We start from the raw sequence: 20,355 nt of genomic DNA, 5'->3' as shown, positions 1-20,355 counted from the left end.
AAAAATAAAGATAAAAGACCGTTCAGCCTCAGGAACGAGTTAAAGCAGACGCCAGCGTCCGGCGTGTTCATTAGCAAAATCAGCCAGTGAACGCGGCTTTTTCCCTGTGATGCGTTCCACTGTATCCGTGATGCGGTTTTCTTTGCCATTCTTGATTTTCTCGTCTAACTCCGACATGAAGCCGGCATAATCGGGAGATAATCCTGCTTTTATATACCTTTCCCTCAAAGCGGACACTTCAACATTGACATGCCTGATGTCGCGGCCTGCCGCTCTGCCGATGATTGCCGCTGCTTCGGCATAACTCAAGGCTTCCGGCCCGGTCAAGATATGGCTCGTATTATGCGGCTTTTGATCAAGCAATGCGCGCACAGCTACTTCAGCAATATCGTCTGCATCTATGAACCCGACTTTGCCGCCGCCTGACGCTGTGACGATTTCATTTTTCTCCCGAATCGAAGCGCCATGCTGACCGTCAAAATTTTGCATGAAATATGAAGGCTTTAGCACCGCCCATTCAGGAACATATTGTCTGACCGCGTGATGAAGCTTCCCGAATACAGGTCCGTCTTCATCAATAATTGCAGCGCTGAGCAGGACAATGCGGCGGACGCCGAATGCCGCTGCCATTTCCAAAAACGGCACAACGATCGGCGACGGTTCGTATACACCGACAGGCGCAACCAAATACAATGAGTCCGTGTTTTTTAATGCGTCTCTGTAAGTTTTTTGATCATTCCAGTCAAAATATACATGTTCTGCTCCGGCAATTGCAGGTATTCTCCGGCTTGCGATCCGGACGCCGGCACCCGAACGTACGAGCCGTTTAGCGATTCGGCTTCCTGTCGTACCGGTTCCGCCGGTAATCAATATTTTTTTTTCCACTTTCATCACTCCTTGTTAGATCATTAAAAATTTTGCAGCCGTCCCCCGAACGATTCGATGACAATCAAAGGATTCCAATAATCTTTGTAGTGGACAATTTTGCCCTCTTTCATGTTTACAAGGCTGATGTACTGTTGATTATAAGGAAGCCCCGTCTCACACACCGTGCCTTCACATTCAAATTCGACAGCCGAATAGCCCGATTTTGCCGTTTGATGAATAGTGGGCGCTGTAAAGCGGACAATATCGATCTTTTCGGGAAAATCCTTTATATAATCGTAAATCGCGGACTTTCCTTCTATTTTTTTAGGAAAACCGGGCGGTGCATATGGATGCTCAAACACCGCATCTTGATCCCAAAGCTGTATCCACTTCTCCATATCCTTTTCGAGCATCGACTGTAAAAATTGTTCCATCACATCGGTTATCGTACGCGTCATTTTCTTTTCCACATCCTTTTTTGACCAATTGGTCTAAAATAGTGATAAAAACGGGCAGTAGCCCATCTTCCCATGACGAACAATATATCAATCAAGAACAGACAGGCTGACATCGATCAAATCCTGAAGGGCGTCAAAGTCCCCCGTTAACTTCGCCTGAAACGTGAGCGACAGCCGGGTTTGATTTAAAAAACGGGCAACTGCTGAAAGGTCCTGGCTGCCCTTTTTTAGTTCTCCCTGTGACTCGGCCCGGACAAGCGCTTTATAAAAGGCGGTTTCCAGCTGCTTTGTCTGCTTATCAAAGTATTCGGCAACCTCTGGATCGCGGGGAATTTGTTCAATTGCGCTGTTGATGATATAGCATGCCTTTGAACGTTCGGGGTCTTTCAGAGCGTTTAAGCTTTCCTGAAAGATCTGCCGAACCGATTGCTTCACTGATCCGGGGCTTTCAAGCATGGCGATCACTTGAGCGTTTTTATCATCAAGATATCTTGTAAGGGCGGCTATAAACAGATCCCGTTTCGTGCCGAATGTATTGTACAGACTTTGCCTGGCAATTCCCAGGCGGCTGAGCAGCTCCTGCATCGATGCCCCCTCATAGCCGAATTGGCCAAAAACCTCCATTGCTTTATGAAGGACGAGGGCGGTATCAAATTCTTTGCTTCTTCCCAAGCCCCTTTCACCTCCTTTATTTAAAGAATACACTTTCTAGACTGATCAGTCAAGAATTATCCGCTTCACGGATCGATTCACCATTCCGACTGAGAAAATCGGCGCATGATCCTTCTGTACCGGTCATAGATATAGCATAAAACCCCCTGTCACATACAGAGGAACAAAAGGAAGTGTGCCAGTTGTTTATTTATACCGTTCAGCCGGGAGATTCATTATTTGTCATCGGCGCCAGGTTCGGGATTTCAATTGACCAGATCCGATTGACAAATGGGTTGATCGAAACAAACATTGTCCCCGGACAGGCTCTTTTATTACCGCTTTATACATATACCGTTCAGCCGGGAGACAGTTATGACTTGATCGCCCGCCGGACGTTTGTCTCCGCCGAAGCATTGCAAATAGCAAATCCGTCTGTAACGCCTGCCAATATGAGGCCGGGGATGAAAATGACAATTCCAGAATTGCCGAAAAAGCCGATCACTGCTTTAGGATATTACACATTGAGAAATCCCCGGTTAGACCAGGAATTGATTCATAATTTTGCCCCATACGCCACGTATCTGGCATTTTTTGAATACCACATTTCAAGCGACGGATCGTTAAGCGAGCTGAATGATTCGCCGGCCGTACAAACGGCCTGGAGGCGGCGCGTTCCTCCCCTCATGACAGTCACCAATCTAACAGAATCAGGCTTCAGTCCGTCTCTTGCACACCGCGTTTTAAATCAGTCTGCCGTAAGAAATCGCCTCATCGATAATATTGTCCAGACGATTTCCAGAAAAGGATATGCAGGTGTCAATATTGATTTCGAACAGATTTTGGAGGAAGACAGAGATTTATTTTCAGGTTTTCTCCGCCTGTTGAAAGAGCGGCTGAAGCCGTCCGGTTATGTGCTGACGGTTGCCGTTCCGCCGAAAACAAATGAAAATATCGCCTGGCTGAAAGGGTATGACTATGGCGGAATCGGTGCAGTGAGCGACCTTATCTTTATCATGGCATACGACTGGCACCACGGAACAAGCGAGCCGGGCCCTGTTGCTCCGATCAATGAAGTCCGGCAAACGATTCAATTTGCCCTGCGCCATATCCCAAAAGAAAAAATCATTCTCGGCTTTCCGCTTTACGGCTATAACTGGACGCTGCCCTATCAGCCCGGTGCCGTGTACCCGGGAATCGCCAACCAAGACGCCGTTCAGCTCGCCATGAAGCACCAGGTACCGATTCAATATGATACAAGATCTGAGTCCCCTTTTCTCAAATACACCGATGAACAAGGCAGAAGGCACGTCGTATGGTTTGAAGACGCACGCAGCATCGGAAAAAAACTGCAGCTGATCATCGAATACGGACTTGGCGGCGGCGGAGTATGGCAGCTCACACTCAGTTTTCCGCAAGGAACATGGCTCTTGACCAAATTCTTTCGCGTCCGAAAAGTCTAATATGTAATTTATTGTAAAATAGAAAGCAGAATAATCCCGCTAACAAACCTTGATACTAATGATGTGTCCTTCGCACAATAACAAATTTGAAAGGGAATGTTTACAATTGAACAATGCGATTCACGAAACTTTAGAGCTTCATGAGCTGTTAATGTTTAAAAACCTTTGCCTGACTAAGTCATCAACAATGACGGGAATGGTGCAGGATCAAGAGCTTCGCGACATCTTGGAACGGGATGCGTCTCAAACAAAGCATCAGATCGAACATTTGCAAGGTCTGCTGTCAATGAGAGGTGAAAACATATGAATGAATTCATCCAAAACATGACAGGAATGGGCGCGATGACTGAACAAGTGATTGCCACCGACTTTTTAATCTCGGCGAAAACCGGTGTCAAAAACATTGCCACAGCTATCACGGAAACATCTTCTCCAGAAGTGCGCGAAACGCTTAAGCAGTATTTAAACGACGCGATTGACACTCATGAACAGATCGCAAACTATATGATGTCAAAAGGTTATTACCATCCTGCCAATTTATCTGAACAAATTCAGGTTGATACCAAAGCTGCTGAAACGGCTAAAGATCTTCCGCAACTGTAATGAAAACGCATAAATACCCCGCAGTCCATACAGCGGGGTATTCTTATTTAAACGGTTTCTTCTTTTTTCTCATCATAGTCAATGACTGCCTTTGGCAGTGCCGTATATTTCGCCCAGTAAAATACCGCAATCGATCCTGCCGCGATCAAGATTAAATCGACCGGCGTTCTCAATAGGCCCAGGCCGTTACCGAATGAGCCCAGATACGACAAAATCAGGAGCATGACATAATACCCGACGATCCACCAGCTTGATTTAAGCTGCTGTGCAAACGGAACATCGTCTTGGGGAACGTATTTTTTACACGCGCAATAAACGGCAAACATCACAAGCTGTGATCCGAGCAGCCATGACACGGTGTTCCAGCCTGACCAATAGACGATATACGACGCAAATACGAAGGAGACAGGGGCAATGACAGCCATCCCCTTGATCTGCAGAGGCTTGTTGAGCTGCTTGGCATTTACATTCAGCGCTGCGGCTGAAACCGGAGCAATCGCATAGGAAAGAATCAGAGCAACAGAGCAAACATTGACGAGCGCGTCCCAAGACGGAAACGGAAGCGTCCAAAAAACGGCGAGCGCAAACGACAGCCACAAAGACGGACGCGGAATTCCCGTCGGTTTATTCACCTTGGCAAACACTTTGAACAACGTGCCGTTCCGCGCCCATGCATAAACCAAGCGCGACGTCGTATTCATAAAAATATTGCCGTTTCCGCCGGGTGATAAGATCGCATCCAGGACGACAAGAGTGGCAAGCCAGCCCATCCCGAGAAGCACCGCGATGTCTTTAAACGGAAGAGAAAATTCCTTGCCGATTGCTTTCCAGCCGTCATTCAGCATATCAGTCGGGATAGCTCCGATAAACACCACTTGCAGTATCGTATAAACGCAAGCCGAAACAATGATGCAAATCAGTAGAGTGACCGGGATGTTCCGCTGCGGATTTTTCACTTCGCCGGCGACGGAAACGATCGGATGAAGCCCGAGGTATGCGAACATCACCCCGCCTGTCGAAATGGATGCCTGAACCCCGCCAAAGCCAAACGGCGCAAACTCTCCCGCGAAGTTGGCCGATTTAAAATGGAATATCAACACGACGATGATCGTCAAAGGAACAACATACTTAAAAACCGAAATGATTAAATTTGATTTCGCAAACGCTTTGACACTCCAATAATTCAGTAAAAAGAACAAACAAAGCAGCGCAAACTGCAAAAGCCAGCCGATAATCGTCGGCGATTCAGTACCTTTTATCGTCAAACCGGGAAACCAATAAGCTACGTATTGCCTGACAGCCGTCACTTCGATTGAAATCAGACTTGTATAGGCAACGATCGTGATAAATGAAATCAAGTATCCAACAAGGTGTCCGTGGGTATACACCGGATAGCGGATAATCCCGCCCGTCCGCGGCAAAGCAGCTCCCAGCTCAGCATAAACGAGGCCGATTAAAAGGATAATGACGCCGCCGATAATCCACGAAAAGCTTCCTGCGGGCCCGGCTTTTGAAGCGACATTGCTGACGGCAAACAGCCAAGCCGATCCGAATATCGCACCCATGCCGATCAAAATCAGGTCAAGCAGAGAGATCGTTTTTTTGAAATTGCCCTGATTTGACAAATCACTTCCTCCTTTTTTACACATTTAATAGAAGGTAGTATGTTCAAAAAGCGCCTCTGTATACTTTTCCCGCTTCCTTTCGGCTGCAACAAAAAACCCGGGGATCTCCCGGGTTCCTTCAAATGATTATTTCACTCCTGCCGGTGCTAAAAATGCCTCAATTTCATCTGCGGCTTTCTCGGCCCCTCCTGCTTGTTTAATGTGCTTTTGCATGTCCTGTACGCGCTTCAGGACATCCGGGTCACCGTCCGTCTGAGAGACGGCTTCCCGCAATGAAGCAACTGTTGTATCCTCCGGCTGCAAATGTTTTCCAAGCCCGAGCTCCTCGACGCGGCGGGCAGTGATTTCCTGTTCAGTCATTTGCGGGACGGCAACAAGCGGTACACCGGCATTCAATCCTTCCATCGTACTGTTCATACCCCCATGGGTGATGAAAAGCTTCGCTTTCTTCAGGATCTCCAGTTGGGGAACCCGTTGATGAATTGAAAAGTTATCAGGTATGTCGTCAAAGCTTTCAGGATCGATTGTCGTGCCAACAGACATGATCACCTGCCACTTCGTGTCCCTGAATGCCTCTATGCACATATGATAAAATTCCGGCCAGGCATTGAACGCCGTCCCTAAAGATATCAGCATGACAGGACGGCCGCTGTCCGAAATCATCGGCGTGTCTTTTTCTTGAAACTTGCGTTTGGCTAAAGAAGGACCGACAAAAGAGAACCGTTCATCAAACGTTTCGCCGTAAGGCTGAAAAGCGCGAGGCATAAAGACAATGTTCAATTTTGCTGGTTCGAACATCTCCTCAAAATCAAATGACGGAAGATTCGCATTTTTCAAAGCGGCTTCTTGCTCAGGCGTAAGCTCGATCTTAAACTCTTCAGACATTGATTTGAATGTAAAATGTTCGTTCTGTGCATATGTAGAACAAAGACGAACCGCCTCTATTCCAAACTTCTCAGCCAGCATCTTTCCTGCCATAGCCATAAAGTCAAAAAGGATGAGGTCAGGCTTGTCATTCTCATAAAGCGCTTCAAGCTGAGGAAGAACCTCCTCCATTTCTTTGATAAACATCAGCGGAGCCTGCGACATATCTTTTTTGTTTTTCATCAGCTCCCGAATTTGCTGCGGATCGATATTTAAAGTTGAGCGGTAGTTGAGCGGCTCTGCCCCAGTTTCCTCAACAGCTTTCACAAACTCATCCGTCACCGGATATGTTACCCGATAACCGCGTTTGACAAGGCTTGCCGTTAAAGCAAGCGTCGGATTAATATGCCCGTGAGCCGGAATATTAAAAATCGCGATATGTTTTTGTCCCATTTTTTTACCTCCCGTTATGTTTCGCTTCATGACAGCACCGATGATTTAAAATCTCTTTCACTATGTTAAACAACATATTATAGATAATAAAGGAAAAACCCTTCAAAATTAAATTAAAATTAAAAAATACTAATATAGTCCTTTTTCTTGCAAAAAAACACAGAACTTTAGCCCTTATTTTAAGGCCGCACTCGACTTTATTCCCCTTTTCGTTACTGCCGACTTATATTTCAATCGTTTTATAACAAAAAACATCCGTCAAAACAGCACTCGTTTTAACGGATGTCATGAAATTGCCTTATTTTAAATTTAGTTTAAATTATTCTGTAAATGATGGTAAATACAAAAAAATTTTTATAATGTTATTTTGGTCGCGCTTCCTGCTTCATTTCCTTTCAAAACTATCGTTTATTGTTTTCTTCTTATCATAATTAGATATGAAAGGACTGTTGTAATTGGTATATACAGCGGAACATCTTGATGATTATTTAATGGAACAAGCATCCAACAATCATTTTCACGGCAGCATTTTGCTGGCAGACTCAAACGGTATTCTGTTATCGAAAGGATACGGTTATGCTAATTGTAAGGACAAGGTGAAGAATGAACCGTCTACACGCTACCAAATTGCTTCGCTGACAAAGCAATTCACAGCCATAGCGGTCATGCAGCTGCAAGAAAAGGGGCTGCTTCGTACAGATGATCCCGTACAAAACTATTTAGAAGGCTATCCGAACGGAGACAGCATTACCATCAAACATTTATTAAGCCATACGTCCGGAATTCCTGATTTTCTAGAGGAAGAATTGCTCGATATTGAGCTGGAGCGCGCACCGTTAGACCAATTTATCGGCCGTTTTATCGACAAGCCGCTCGAATTTCGCCCGGGACAAAGGTTTAATTACAGCAATTCAGGATACATACTGCTTACAAAAATCATTGAAACAATCACAAATGAAGCTTATGGAGACGTCATTCAAGAATTGATCTTTGACCCTTTAGGCATGAAAAACTCCGGTTTCTTCTCCTCTCCGGAAGATATTTCGCCTACAGTCGGATATTTATGCCTGAATCGTGAAATGATCAAAGCGCCTATTGTATACGGCTACGGGGAAAGCGGGCTGTATTCAACCGTTGAAGACTTGTACTTATGGGACAGGGCGCTTTACACTGAGAAGCTTGTCAAAAAAGACGCTTTGAAAGAAGCCCTTTACAGCCGTGTCAAAAAGCCGGCTTTTGCAGCCGAAGGCCCTTCTCCGGCGCTCATTCAAAACAATTCAATCGGATACGGATGGTTTATTAATCATCAAAATAAGTATAAAATATGGCATGATGGAGAAATTCACGGTTTTATCAGCTCGATTAACCGGTACATGGACGAGAAAAAAGTGCTTATTATGCTCAGCAATTGCAATCTGTCAAAAACAGACGAGATTTTGGCAAACTTAGAACAAGCTTTATTGCAAATGTAGAAGCTAAAAACAAAGAAAGGCAGCGGGAGCGGCATGATCAGAAAACTATTCACAATCATCATCATGGCGAGTATCATCGCAATCGGATTCATCTGCAAAGATTCCTGGCTAGACGTCATCAGAGACGGAGGCGTTTATTCGGTGTTATTCAGCATGCTGCTTGTGGCGGCGTGTGTATTTTTCCCGATTGTCCCGTTTGCGCTCATTGCCGGATTAAACGGCGCCTTGTTCGGAATCGCAAACGGCGTGCTGATCACGCTGACAGGGTCAATGCTCGGCACCATGCTCTTGTTCTTCCTCTCGCGTTACGGATTCAGAGACTTGGCTCGCAAACACTTAACGAAATACCCGAAAATGAGCGAATATGAAGCGTATTTTAACCAAAATGCTTTTACAGCCGTACTCCTGGGCAGATTGATCCCTGTTATCCCCGCCGTTGTCATGAATATTGTCTGCGGTTTAAGCAAAGTGAAATGGGCTGTCTTTTTTGCGGCTTCAACGCTTGGAAAAGTCCCTAACGTTCTCGTCGTCTCTATCGCAGGTGCCAATTTCAGCGAAAACAAGCTGATCTCCATCGGTGTCTACGGCTTATACATGGCGATCATAGCGCTTGTCATATACAGAAAGTATCCCCATCTGACTCAAAAACATAAAGAGACGAAACAGACAGGGAAACCTTCTTGACCCGCTGAGGCGGCAACGATAACCGCCGCCTTCGTTTTCGATTGAAAGTCAGCCGATTACAACAGCCGTACCATACCCGATTAGTTCAGATGTTCCCTGGCCTGCAGATAGTTCGAACTTTACACCGACGATCGCGTTTGCTCCGAGCTCTTCAGCTTGATTCACGAGCCGTTCCCTCACAGCTTTTTTCGAATCCTCAAGCATTTGGGTGTAATTTTTTAATTCTCCGCCAATGACTGACTTCAATCCTGACAGAATATCTTTTCCGATATTCCGCGACTGAACGATACTGCTGGTGACAAGCCCTTTGACTTCGACAATGTTTTGATTTGCGATTGTATCTGTTGTGACGATGATCATTAATATCCTCCCTTTTCCTAAACTTACTAGCTACCATAACACATCTGCCGGAAGCGTGCAGTTATTTATCCATCATATCGGCTGGATTTTTAAAATGTTAAGTTTTTTATGTAAAGTTTCACCATGCTGCACAGCCGCGCCGTTTCGATCACGAGTTTAGGAAGAGGCTGCCGCTTGCTGTAAGTCAAACTGCGCCATATCCATTCAGCAGGCCCAAATTGAAATATCCTCAGCCAAGGACGACTTCCCTATGGGCTAAAAGTATGCCAAGCCAAGCAAAGCAGACCCGCGGATGATATCAAGTTTACCAACTCTCTCCCCCCGGGAAATCGGAGTCAACGGTAATCGATAATTCATCCCGTACCTGTCCCCCTCTATCTGCATAGATTCTTATACATAAGTTTCCCTTGTGCTCCGAAAGCCGGCCAGGGAGGATTTCTCATTCATCTTATTTGCAAGTCTTGTACGACATTCATCAGTTCTGTTCGGGAAGATCGTTCTGCTCTTGATTAAAAAATTGCACTACATCATTTGCAGGTGGGCTGCGATCTAAAAATTTTATTCATCTTATGATCAAGATGATGTGGTTTTTAAAAAGCTGATGACCTTCTGCGAGACAGATTTACCCTCTGTTCCCAGCCAAATGAGATGACCCCAGCTGTCTGCCTGATAGACTTCTGAAAAAGGGATCAGTTTTTTTGCATGATAAGCATGCTCGGCTGGAACAAGACGATCATATCGGCAATGCATAATTAATACCTGACAAGAAATCTCCTTCAAATGATGGAAAGATAAATCGTCTATATTTTTTAAATCAAGCAAGAACCCTCGACTTGAACGCTGTCTGTTGTTCATTTTTCTCATTTCTTCAATATCTCCCTCCGTGACTTTCAGCATCGCCTGATCAGCAGGAAGTGTAGTAAAGGAGGATAGCATTTTCTTAAAGATCCATTCCGGAAATCGATTGTTAAGCGCCGATATCAGCTTCCATACGGCCTTTTCAACAGGCGGCCGAAAGATGATCTGACCAACTTTATATTCAATATCCTTCGCTGTCAGCCACTGCTTTGTGACAGCGCTTTGCAAAATTAAGGATTCTACTCTTTCCGAGTATTTGGATGCAAAACATATTCCGCTTGGCCCGCCGGCTGACACCGCAACCACATGAACTTTCTCGATATTTAAATGATCAAGCAGTTTCATATAGTAATAGCAGGCAATTTCCAAACTGTCCCCGATTCGATGTCCGGCCATACCCTGCACGGGAAGGCGTGATGATAGAGAATCGGCTCTCATAAAGATCTTGATACCCAAATTCCTCGCGGCCATTCGAATGACCTCCGTGCATCACAAGAATCGCCTTCCTTTCACCTACTCGCGAATATTCAATTGTCAGTCCGTCAATTTCAAAGTGCCGAAGCTTCTTTTCATCATTTTCATCCCCTCAGGAAGCTTTACATCAAATACGGTTTTCTTTTCATTATGTTTCAGAAAATCCAGTCAACATAAAAAACGGCTGGGCTTTCCCGCCCAACCATTCGAATATGTTAAGATTTTTTGCGTTTGCAAGTCAATAAATATAGCAATCCGCCAGCCAATACAAAGACTGTGAATATGGCAAACGAGCGGCTGAATACAGCACTCCAAGCATCGTTCATTGCCGGAAGCGCAGAATAGCCAAACCCGTGCACTGCCATCAAGCCTCCTGCAAATGCGACGCCTATTCCTTCAGATAAAAAACAGGCAAAGTTCAGCATCCCCATTCCAGCGCCTGCTGCCTCTTCTTCCAAGCTTTCTGCGGTACTGTTGGAAATCGCCGTTTTTACAAATGAAAGACCGCCAAATATAAACACGAGCATAATCGTCATCAACCATGGTGTCCGGTCACCGAGCTGTGAGGCGGCTGCCATGGTTGCCAAGATCAATAACCATCCAAGAGTAAAAACAAACCGGCTGCCGAAGCGATCTGTAAGGGCTCCCCCCGCAACGCCGAAAAAGATAATGCCTACAGTGCCCGGAAGTATAATGCCGCTCCCGATAATATCGGCATTTAAGCTAAACAAGACTCTCATCATATATGGAACGACAGAGACGATTCCCGCAATGCTTCCCAATACGATACATCCTGCCAAAACGACGCCGATATATCTGCGATTCTTCATTAAAGACCGGTCAATAAAAGGATGTTCTGCATATCGGGTATGAACTGCAGCTCCAAACAAGCAAAAAATGCCCGCTGCTAAATAAAAGACATGATACAGCGATATATATGCTGCGAACATCACAATGCCGAATGTCAGCAGTCCGATCCCAATGATATCCAGGCTCGCTTTTGCAGCGGCTTCATCAGGCATATTTCTGAGGAAGAAAGGAACCGACATCAGCGCTGCCATCGGCAGAAGGAAAAGAAACGACCAATGAATATGATGTACAATCATTCCGCCAATGGCCGGACCTATTCCCTCACCCATTGCCACTAGTGATCCGACAATGCCGAACGCTTTGCCCCGACCCTCCGGACGGACATAGCGCGTGATGATGACCAGGATAAGCGCGGGTACAGCGGATGCCCCGGCTCCTTGAACAAAGCGCGCAAGAATTACGGCTGGAAAATAAGCTTGAACCAACAGACCGATTAATGAGCCTCCGCCATAGATGATTAGTCCGGTCACAAACAGCTTTCTGACGCCGTACATATCAGAAAGCCTGCTGTAAACAACTGAGCCGGCAGCAAAGGAAATGATGAAACTCGTATTTACCCAATTTGTCGCGGCAGGCGACAAGCCAAATTGATTTTTTATATCCGGCAATGCAACATTAAATACGGTTTCGTTCATCACACTGAAGAAAGCGACAAAGCTAAGCCACCAAAATGCCTTCTTTTGATGCTGAAAGGACTGTGTTTTACTGTTTTTCAATTGAATGATACCCCCAAAATTATAGGGGAATCACGCAGTTTATAGGGTTAATGATGCGCTTTCCCCTCAAATGTTAACCCATTTATTTTTTTGCACTTCATCATTCATGCGCCTCCTCATATTTGATTTTTAAATTATAAATGGATATGAACAATTGATCAACAAAGTTACCAATGTATGGAACTCACCTTTCGTATGACTGAACTTCCACATTGCAAAAAAAGGCCAATGAAGAATACCGGTGCAGTACCCTTCATTGACCTTTATTCGTGACATACTGAGCAAGCCTGCCTTGTACTGTGCTTTTCCGACAGCTTAGTCAAACTCCCTGTTTAAATATTTTTTCAGTTCCTTCTTTTGTTTTTTCGATACGAGGATATACAAAATATCGCCTGATTTAATTTTCGTTTCACCGTGCGGCGTGACCAAATCCCCGTTTCGGATGATCGCATTGATCAGGGCATCTTTCGGAAAACTGATGTCTTTCAGCGCCTGCCCGGTAATGGCTGTTTGGTCATCGACTTCAAATTCGATAATTTCGGCGTTCGCCTTGCCGATGGAAACAAGCTCCAGCGAATGCGGCGCTTCGACTTTCTGCGGTCCGTTCAATTTCAATTTTTCTGCGACGACCGATATGGTTGACCCTTGGATCAAAGCCGATGTCAAAACGACGAAGAATACGACATTAAAGACCAATTGGCTGTTTTCAAGCCCCATCGTCATAGGAAATGTTGCGAGAACGATCGGAACTGCCCCTTTTAATCCGGCCCATGACAAGAAGATTTTTTCACTAAAATGAAAGCCCATTTTGATGGTCGACAGAAAAACGGCAACCGGCCGAGCGATAAAAATTAAAATCAGGGAAAGCAGGAAGCCTTTGAAAATGATGTCGAAGGATAAAAATTGGGCAGGAAAAACCAATAATCCGAGAATGATAAACATCAAAATCTGCATCATCCAGGCAAAGCCCTCATTAAATCTGAAAATAGAATGGCGGTATGTCAAATCTTGATTTCCGATGACAAGCGCGGCAATGTAAACGGCAAGCAAGCCGCTCGCTCCAATGACATCTGTAAGACTGTAGGTAAGAAGCGCAAAAGCAAGAGCAAAGATCGGATAAAGTCCGCTCGAATCCAAGTTGATTTTATTGATAGCAAAGCTGGCGAACCGTCCGAGTAAATATCCGAGCAAAAGCCCGATTCCCATCTGCCAGAAAAATGAAATAACAAGCATGACATAAGATGAATGGTCAGCTGTCAGCAGCTGGATGAGCGACAAAGTCAAAAACATCGCCATCGGATCATTTGTACCCGACTCTGCTTCTAGCGTGGAGCTCAATCTGTCTCTAATATTCTGACCTTTCAAAACGGCGAAAATCGCGGCCGCATCTGTAGAACCGACAATCGCTCCGAATAAAAAGCCTTCCATCCAAGAAACATTAAAAATCAGTTTGGCCGCAACCGCAACCACACAGGTGGTCAGCAAAACGCCAATCGTTGCGAGCGACAATGAGGGAACGGCGACCGCTTTGATTGAAGACCACTTTGTTTGCAGACCGCCTTCAAAAAGAATGACGACGAGTGCGATAACTCCGATCAGCTGGGCTAGCTCGGGATTATTAAAATAAATAATTCCGAGACCGTCGCTCCCCATGATCATCCCGACAACTAAGAACAATACGAGGGCGGGCACTCCGAGCCTAGTCGAAAATTTTGTTGTCAGTACACCGATAATCAGCAATAAGGCTGCTAATAAAATAAACTGCTCCATATTAATGTGTTCCAACCATTTATCCTCCTCCCAATCTTAACCGATACTGGTGCTGTTCCCCGTCCTTTTACCCGGACTGGCACCTTCATAAAACATATGTAACAATTGATGGTTCACGAATGCCTGCAACTGGAACCGTCCTTCATCCGGTCATCCCTCACTCTTCCCGTGAAACCTTGTACCTGCAACCGCAATAATACCGATAATGATAACGATCGGAATCCAAATCACAATAAACGGATGCTCAGGTTCAGCAAGTGCGGCAATGACTGCCCCCAGGCAATAGAGCACAATCGTCAAAGCCCGAAGCCATGCGTCCTTATGGATGACCTTTTGGTCGTTTTTGCTGAGGAATCGTTTTGTCACATCTTCGAAAAAGTTTGCGAGCGTCCCCGTTAGGACAGTAGTGGAAATCCCTGCAATGCCGAGCTTTCTGGCTGCTGTGGTCTGAAGCCCCATCGCCATGCTTAACAGCAAGATTAAAAGGTGTGGCGAACTTTCAAAGAAAGTCAGACAAGCAAATAGAAGCAATACGGCTGCTTCAACAGCAAGTGCAATCGTGACGCCTGACGGCCAGAACGATTTTTCCTGTTTTCCGACAATGGCTGCTGAAATAATCACGCCGATGATAAATCCGAACAATGCGATCAGCGAGTACATGGCGGTCGCGTGAAGAGAATTGCCGATTGATAATCCTAACAGTACGATGTTCCCGGTCATATTAGCGGTAAATACGTGACCGATACTTAAGTACCCAATCACATCTACAATACCTGCTGTCAAACAGAGAAGCAAAAGCATGATGTTTCGATCATGAGCAGCATTCAATGTGATTCAATCCTTTCTTAGCTATTCTGCCCGGCGGAATGTTAAGCCATTCCATCCGGTATGTCTGAGCCTTTCCTTAGGGAAAACTCGTTTTGGGGGCTTTTTTGTTGTTAGAAAAAGGAGGGTTCTTAACGGAAAAATGCGGGCAATCCGATCATTCACCTCAGCAAAACACTTTTTTGCTCATCGTGTTACATCTGCAATTCAATTGTATCATAAGCATTAAAATTTTTTATAAATGAAGTTCTTAAAAACTTGTTTTTAATAAATGTGAACACATTTTCTATTGTTGAGAAGGTAAAAAAAAATTCACCTCCTGTAACAAGCCATCGCAAAGATCCGTCTGAAACGAACGAGCCGCTTTTTAAAAGCTGCTCTTCCCCATCCCTTACAATCGGTTCTTTCTATTAAATTCATATACTTGCAAAGTTCATGTTACACGCGGGAAGCCTGATTCACTCCATATGCCGCCCGTATTCCCGATTCAATCGCTCCCTGCATCCACCCGTGAGTAAGGGAAGCGTGTTCCCCGGCAAAATGCACCCTTCCCTCAGGCATAGGAATATAAGGATACAGCTCCAATTCCTGACCTGGTTCGAAAGCTGTAAATGCCCCGGCTGAAAAAGGATTTTGCGTCCAGCTGAAAGAAGCGCCTGATACAAACTCAGAATACACGATATCTCCATATATTTTCGCTAAATTTTTCAGCGTATAGCGGATCCGCTCTTCTTCAGGCTGACTGTCCCATATCAGCGCTTCATCAGCCCACGTATAGCTCGCCAAAATGACTGCATGCCCGTGTGCTCCTATGCCGCTGCTTGGGTAGTATGAAAAACGAATCGGCAAGTCGGTAATGGATCTGCCGCCACGCTGCCCGGCTCTTTCCCAAAACCTGCTCTTAAATTCGATTCCTATTTTTGTCGCGGCAATATAGTTAAGCTCCCGAATCGCTCTCCGCTTATGATAGGAAAAGGAAGCGAACGGCTCAAATGCCACAAATCGCAATGCTGAAAAAGGAATTGTTACGATCGCGAAGTCACCTGTCACCGTTGAATGTTCTGCCGACTGTTGGTGAATGCAATGGGCTGTTACACTGTTTTCAGTTTGAGACATTTTCATCAATTTTTGACGGAATAAAATATCGCCCTTTAATTGCGGAAGAAAAGCTTGCGGCAACAAGTCCATGCCGCCTGTAATCTCATAGAAGCGAGTCGGCGATGTAAAAAAGATCGACTCCCGCAATACTTCGACAAGGGACAATCCCATGTACGCTTCCATGTCCAAAAGCACACCAATCATATCAATGGCGCCGTTTGAAAAGTGAGTGTTGAGAAAAGAGCCTAACGATTCGTTTCTGTATTGGTTTTCAACAATACGCCAATTTCTAGCCGGATCTTGGCTGATAAAATTGAGAATAGGCTGCAAAGCAGAAAGCATCAGCTGTTCCGCCGTTTTTCCCTGCTCATGGAGAACAACCGGGAACCTTAAAACGCCCGGATTTTTTTCAAACTCATGAAGACGGGTTTTCACGCTGTTGACGTAAAGAATATCCATGGGGGTTCGGTTGATAAACACATTGACAGGCAGATTAAATTTCTTAATGTATTCCATCGTTAAAGTATGGATATCGGGGATGCGCATCGGCCCGGCATTGAAATACAACCCTTCGCTAAAGGGCGCACGAGATGTAAAAACTCGCCCTCCCGCTCTGTCATTTGCTTCCACAATCGTCACTCTGTGCCCGGCATTCTTTAATAAAGACGCTGCGACAAGCCCGGACAGCCCGGCACCAACGATCATCATATGTTTAGGGTACTGTGTCGTTTGAAGACCATTCCTAATAATATGAAGCATGTCTTCCTCAGTTAATTGAAAATTCAATTTATTCAGCGCCCTTTTCGGTGGATTTATTGCATTATATTCCGTTTAAAGGACGCCAATCACCATTTTCATCCTCTCTGCACGAAGCCTCATATATTCGGCTCTTCCTCGAAGACTCGCATGAGGGCGAAGTGGCAAATGGTTCAACTATTTTTAAAAATGTAAATCAATATCCTATACCAAATTTTTAAAGTTACATAGAATAAACTATGTTTCTTTAGGGAGGTGAAACACATGAGCGGAGGTTACGGACACGGAAGCGGTTTTGCTTTGATTGTTGTTCTGTTCATTCTCTTAATCATCATTGGTGCCAGCTGGTTCGGCGGTGGTTATGGAGGCTATTAAGTTCTAAAATCGTTCCGTTTTAAAAGTCAGCAATAACCTATGACCTTCTCCTTATTTTACATGTTCTCCTCCTGCTTATCGTTATTGACTCCATGATGAAAGGCTCTTTTTAATAAGAGCCTTTTTTTAAATGCAATACAGGAAAACGCGCCTCTATTGAGCCTCACTTTGCTCCAAAGAAACTCTATTTCCCCTATGCTTTTGTTTCGCTTTTTGCTTTCTGAGTAAATACTTTTGTTCTTTTAGCTTTTCCCGCTGCTCTTTTGTCAGCCGCTGTTTCTTTCGTTTTCTTGCTTCCAGCTCTTGTTTTATCGCTTCTTGCGCCTTGTGAGATACACCGGCATTTTTCAATTCTTTAGAGACTTGCCGCTGCAGCCTTTTGGGATTGATTTTCCGCGGGCGGCGGGCGTCCAGCCTAACTCCTTCCTGTTCTGCTTGTGACAGTGCTTGTAAAAGCTGATGATGAACAAAATGTAATACCTCGGAATCCTTCGGCTCGTTGCCAAACAAATGCCGGACGGCTCTCAGTTTACCTTCAATCACAACTCTATCCAAAACTGACCATCATAGTAAACCGTTAATTTCATAACGATTCCCTCCTCCATCAACATGTACTCCAGAGAAGGACATCCCGAGGAGGGGAAGGTTACTGGCATGATCAAACATGCATCCGGACTACCAACCGAATCGTGTTTTTTCATTCTCCGCTAAAAATTTTATCAATTTTTCCAGTTTAGGAAAAGGGGGTAAAGTTCTTTTATATTCAGTACAATAATATAAAGCAAACCCTCCCCTGAGCCAGATAGGCTCTCAGAACTTCTCACTGGAAAGATGCGGCTGGAAAAGAAGCTGCTCAGATCTCATTGGCATCGTTTAGCCTCTTCTATTTGCGTTTGACTTGAAAAAGAGATAAAATGATTTTTAAATCGTAATCATTACGTTTTTTTCCGCCATATTGAAAGAGACCATATAAATAAACAACTAAAGGCGGCAAGAGAAGGCTGAAATATAGAGAGCTTGCGAAAGGAGTGAAAAGCTCAAGGTGACGAAGAAAGACTGCGGAGCTTATCCCACCGTCTCCCCGGTTATCGGTATCACCTTTCGGGACAGTTATCGACCGGGGCTTGCTTAGTTTTTTATCATTTCACCGCTCTCAAATCGTAATAATTCTGTTTTATTTGGAGGAAAGATACATATGGCGACATGGGATTTAAGTAATATGAAACATCATATCTTTATCTGCAACGGCAGCAGCTGCAATCGGGCCGGAGCTGAGGAACTGACTCAAGTGATTCGGCAAGAAATCTCAGACCGGGAGCTTGACGATGTCATTCATACAACGCGCACGCGGTGTAATGGTAGATGCCAAGATAAGTGCGTGGTCATCCACTACCCGAAAGGAACTTGGTATAAAGATTTAAAACCTGAGGATGTCCCCCTCCTGATTGACTCGCTTTGTACCAATGAAGATTATACAGAAAAAGCGAGCCATTTGTATGATGACCAACGTTTCGAGCGTTCATCCGGCGTCATCGCCGGAGTTCCAAAAGACAAAGAAAAAGTAATCAAAGTATCGAAAAAATTTTAAATGGAGTCAAATGATCATGCCTTTAACTAAAAAGAAAATTCCTGTCACGATTCTCACTGGATATTTAGGTGCCGGGAAAACCACACTTTTAAATCGAATACTTACAGAAAAACACAATCAAAAGATTGCGGTTATTGTTAATGAGTACGGAGAAGTCGGGATAGACAATCAGCTCGTCGTTGATTCTGAAGAAGAAATTTTAGAAATGAACAACGGCTGTATCTGTTGCACGGTCCGCGGAGATTTGATTCGTATTCTGAGAACTCTTGTATTCTCAATGGATCAAGGGAAAGTTGCATTTGATCGAGTTTTAATCGAAACAACGGGATTGGCTGACCCAGCACCTGTTGCCCAGACTTTTTTTATGGATGAACTGTTATCCGAAATATTTGAAGTTGACAGTATCGTCACGGTAGTAGACAGCAAGCATATCACCAGACATCTGGATGATCAGGATGAAGCTCAAGAGCAAATCGCATTTGCTGACGTCATCATCCTCAATAAAACAGATTTAGTATCGAATAACGATCTGAAATCCTTGGAGCAAAGACTTGTCAACATTAATCCTACGGCTAAAAGGCTGCATGCCAGAGATTGCAACATCAATTTAAGAGATGTACTGGGGATCAATACGTTTGACGTCAATCGAAAAATTGAAATCGATCCTCATTTTCTGGAGGATCATCATCACCACCATCATGATGATAAAGTGTCCTCTATTGCTTTTCGGGAAGAGAAGCCTCTTGATTTGGCAAAGGTGGATCATTGGATGAGTTATCTCGTACGGGAAAAAGGAGAAGAATTATTGCGTTATAAAGGAATCCTTTATATTAAAGGGGAAGCATATCGAATCGTATTCCAAGGGCTTCATATGCTGTTTTCAGGACGTCCGGACCGGAAGTGGAACGAAAACGAGAAAAAACAAAGCGAACTTGTTTTCATTGGAAAGGACTTGGACAAAGAGGAACTGGAGCGGCAATTTAAAAATTGCATAGCAAAGTGATATTTCTCGCTTTGTTGGCTCTCTCTTTGCTTAATGGAAAGACCCAAGATTTGATTTTGCGAGTCTTTTTCAAGGGCAAAATGAGTTTTTAAGCAGGTTATTGCCTGCTTTTCTTTTTGTTCTTATAAGGGCTTCCCTGCGTCCCCTGGATATCGCGCTGCATAGTTTACAGCCGCTCTTTTTGAAAAAGGCCCTCCATTTTGTCGGATAATAGAAAACAAGCACTCAATCAACGGATTAAGTGCTTGTTAAGACATGGGAGGGAAATACCAACAAAGGTTAATAAACCCGACGCAAGAAGCCCATAATTAATGTCTAACTTCAGTTTGCCATTCCTACTGTCACTTCTCCATCATGGTAAAACTCAATGACATAGCCAAGTTCACTATACATAAACGTATCTGAACCAACCGCAGTTACGTCATCAATAACAGTTAAGGCGTTTTCTAAAGTAGTCTTAACTGCCGGATCATCAGAAGGATTCCAAAGAATAATGACAGAAGTGTCAGTTATACCGTTATC

General features: G+C 44.5%; 18 protein-coding genes and 3 pseudogenes. 8 read left to right on the top strand and 13 right to left on the bottom strand.

Translation table 11 applies throughout. The features are described from left to right. Positions 1-39: 39 nt before the first annotated feature. From MKX80_RS09615 to MKX80_RS09605, 3 genes are all read right to left on the bottom strand, one after another. Entirely contained in the window at positions 40-891 is an 852-nt protein-coding gene (locus tag MKX80_RS09615; RefSeq protein WP_154998751.1) for an NAD(P)H-binding protein, read from the bottom strand. 17 nt (positions 892-908) lie between these two features. Further along, entirely contained in the window at positions 909-1,325 is a 417-nt protein-coding gene (locus tag MKX80_RS09610) for a nuclear transport factor 2 family protein (protein WP_234113036.1), read from the bottom strand. 87 nt (positions 1,326-1,412) lie between these two features. Then, on the bottom strand, positions 1,413-1,997 hold the full coding sequence (locus MKX80_RS09605) for a TetR/AcrR family transcriptional regulator (RefSeq protein ID WP_182070655.1): 585 nt from the start codon (positions 1,995-1,997) through the stop codon (positions 1,413-1,415). A gap of 182 nt (positions 1,998-2,179) precedes the next feature. On the opposite strand from MKX80_RS09605, the gene MKX80_RS09600 reads away from it, so the two are divergent. The 3 genes from MKX80_RS09600 (at position 2,180) to MKX80_RS09590 (ending at position 4,042) form a co-directional block, all read left to right on the top strand. Further along, the gene (locus MKX80_RS09600; RefSeq protein WP_268315713.1) at positions 2,180-3,439 is read left to right on the top strand and encodes a glycosyl hydrolase family 18 protein; all 1,260 of its coding nucleotides are present in this window, start codon (positions 2,180-2,182) and stop codon (positions 3,437-3,439) included. Between the two features lie 106 nt (positions 3,440-3,545). Beyond that, entirely contained in the window at positions 3,546-3,746 is a 201-nt protein-coding gene (locus MKX80_RS09595) for a hypothetical protein (protein ID WP_154997924.1), read from the top strand. After that, positions 3,743-4,042, top strand: a complete 300-nt coding sequence (locus tag MKX80_RS09590; protein WP_154997922.1) for a spore coat protein — start codon at positions 3,743-3,745, stop codon at positions 4,040-4,042. Before MKX80_RS09595 ends, MKX80_RS09590 begins: the two co-directional genes overlap by 4 nt. A 47-nt stretch (positions 4,043-4,089) precedes the next feature. Here MKX80_RS09590 and MKX80_RS09585 read toward each other — a convergent pair whose 3' ends face one another. Together MKX80_RS09585 and yjiC are read right to left on the bottom strand one after the other, a co-directional pair. Next, positions 4,090-5,667 carry an APC family permease gene (locus tag MKX80_RS09585; RefSeq protein ID WP_339228415.1) on the bottom strand — a complete coding sequence of 526 codons (1,578 nt, stop codon included), beginning with the start codon at positions 5,665-5,667 and terminating at the stop codon, positions 4,090-4,092. A gap of 126 nt (positions 5,668-5,793) precedes the next feature. Then, positions 5,794-6,984 carry a UDP-glycosyltransferase YjiC gene (gene yjiC, locus MKX80_RS09580; RefSeq protein ID WP_268294104.1) on the bottom strand — a complete coding sequence of 397 codons (1,191 nt, stop codon included), beginning with the start codon at positions 6,982-6,984 and terminating at the stop codon, positions 5,794-5,796. Positions 6,985-7,439: 455 nt separating this feature from the next. Here yjiC and MKX80_RS09575 point away from each other — a divergent pair, with 455 nt between their 5' ends. Both MKX80_RS09575 and MKX80_RS09570 read left to right on the top strand, forming a co-directional pair. After that, on the top strand, positions 7,440-8,456 hold the full coding sequence (locus MKX80_RS09575) for a serine hydrolase domain-containing protein (RefSeq protein WP_154997917.1): 1,017 nt from the start codon (positions 7,440-7,442) through the stop codon (positions 8,454-8,456). Positions 8,457-8,489: 33 nt separating this feature from the next. Next, entirely contained in the window at positions 8,490-9,140 is a 651-nt protein-coding gene (locus MKX80_RS09570) for a TVP38/TMEM64 family protein (RefSeq protein WP_154997916.1), read from the top strand. A gap of 48 nt (positions 9,141-9,188) precedes the next feature. Here MKX80_RS09570 and MKX80_RS09565 read toward each other — a convergent pair whose 3' ends face one another. The 7 genes and pseudogenes from MKX80_RS09565 to MKX80_RS09535 form a co-directional block, all read right to left on the bottom strand. Then, entirely contained in the window at positions 9,189-9,500 is a 312-nt protein-coding gene (locus MKX80_RS09565) for a YbjQ family protein (RefSeq protein WP_043928748.1), read from the bottom strand. Positions 9,501-9,589: 89 nt separating this feature from the next. Next, positions 9,590-9,736 (bottom strand): annotated as a pseudogene (locus tag MKX80_RS09560) (DUF418 domain-containing protein); the annotation flags it as partial. Between the two features lie 337 nt (positions 9,737-10,073). Next, positions 10,074-10,905: pseudogene (locus MKX80_RS09555) on the bottom strand (alpha/beta hydrolase). Positions 10,906-11,047: 142 nt separating this feature from the next. Beyond that, a complete protein-coding gene (locus MKX80_RS09550) occupies positions 11,048-12,418 on the bottom strand; it encodes an MFS transporter (protein WP_261763603.1) in 1,371 nt (456 codons plus the stop codon). 315 nt (positions 12,419-12,733) lie between these two features. Further along, positions 12,734-14,203: a potassium/proton antiporter gene (locus MKX80_RS09545; RefSeq protein WP_154997914.1), complete on the bottom strand. Its 1,470-nt coding sequence runs from the start codon at positions 14,201-14,203 to the stop codon at positions 12,734-12,736. 135 nt (positions 14,204-14,338) lie between these two features. Next, on the bottom strand, positions 14,339-15,016 hold the full coding sequence (locus tag MKX80_RS09540) for a YoaK family protein (protein WP_339228411.1): 678 nt from the start codon (positions 15,014-15,016) through the stop codon (positions 14,339-14,341). 435 nt (positions 15,017-15,451) lie between these two features. Beyond that, positions 15,452-16,870, bottom strand: a complete 1,419-nt coding sequence (locus tag MKX80_RS09535) for a flavin monoamine oxidase family protein (RefSeq protein ID WP_268315759.1) — start codon at positions 16,868-16,870, stop codon at positions 15,452-15,454. Between the two features lie 261 nt (positions 16,871-17,131). Here MKX80_RS09535 and MKX80_RS09530 point away from each other — a divergent pair, with 261 nt between their 5' ends. After that, the gene (locus tag MKX80_RS09530) at positions 17,132-17,242 is read left to right on the top strand and encodes a YjcZ family sporulation protein (protein WP_011197990.1); all 111 of its coding nucleotides are present in this window, start codon (positions 17,132-17,134) and stop codon (positions 17,240-17,242) included. Between the two features lie 153 nt (positions 17,243-17,395). Here the strand turns inward: MKX80_RS09530 and MKX80_RS09525 are convergent. Then, positions 17,396-17,898, bottom strand: a pseudogene (locus MKX80_RS09525) (YjdF family protein). Positions 17,899-18,437: 539 nt separating this feature from the next. Here MKX80_RS09525 and MKX80_RS09520 point away from each other — a divergent pair. Then, positions 18,438-18,830 (top strand): (2Fe-2S) ferredoxin domain-containing protein, encoded by a 393-nt coding sequence (locus tag MKX80_RS09520; RefSeq protein WP_154997911.1) that lies wholly within the window; start codon positions 18,438-18,440, stop codon positions 18,828-18,830. A 10-nt stretch (positions 18,831-18,840) separates the two neighbouring features. Next, the gene (locus MKX80_RS09515) at positions 18,841-19,833 is read left to right on the top strand and encodes a GTP-binding protein (RefSeq protein ID WP_268325433.1); all 993 of its coding nucleotides are present in this window, start codon (positions 18,841-18,843) and stop codon (positions 19,831-19,833) included. Positions 19,834-20,355: the final 522 nt, after the last annotated feature.

This window comes from Bacillus sp. FSL K6-0972 (assembly GCF_037976035.1).
Classification (GTDB): Bacteria; Bacillota; Bacilli; order Bacillales; family Bacillaceae; genus Bacillus; species Bacillus haynesii.
Note: the sequence above shows the minus strand (reverse complement) of the source record. Positions and strands in the feature narration are given on the sequence as shown.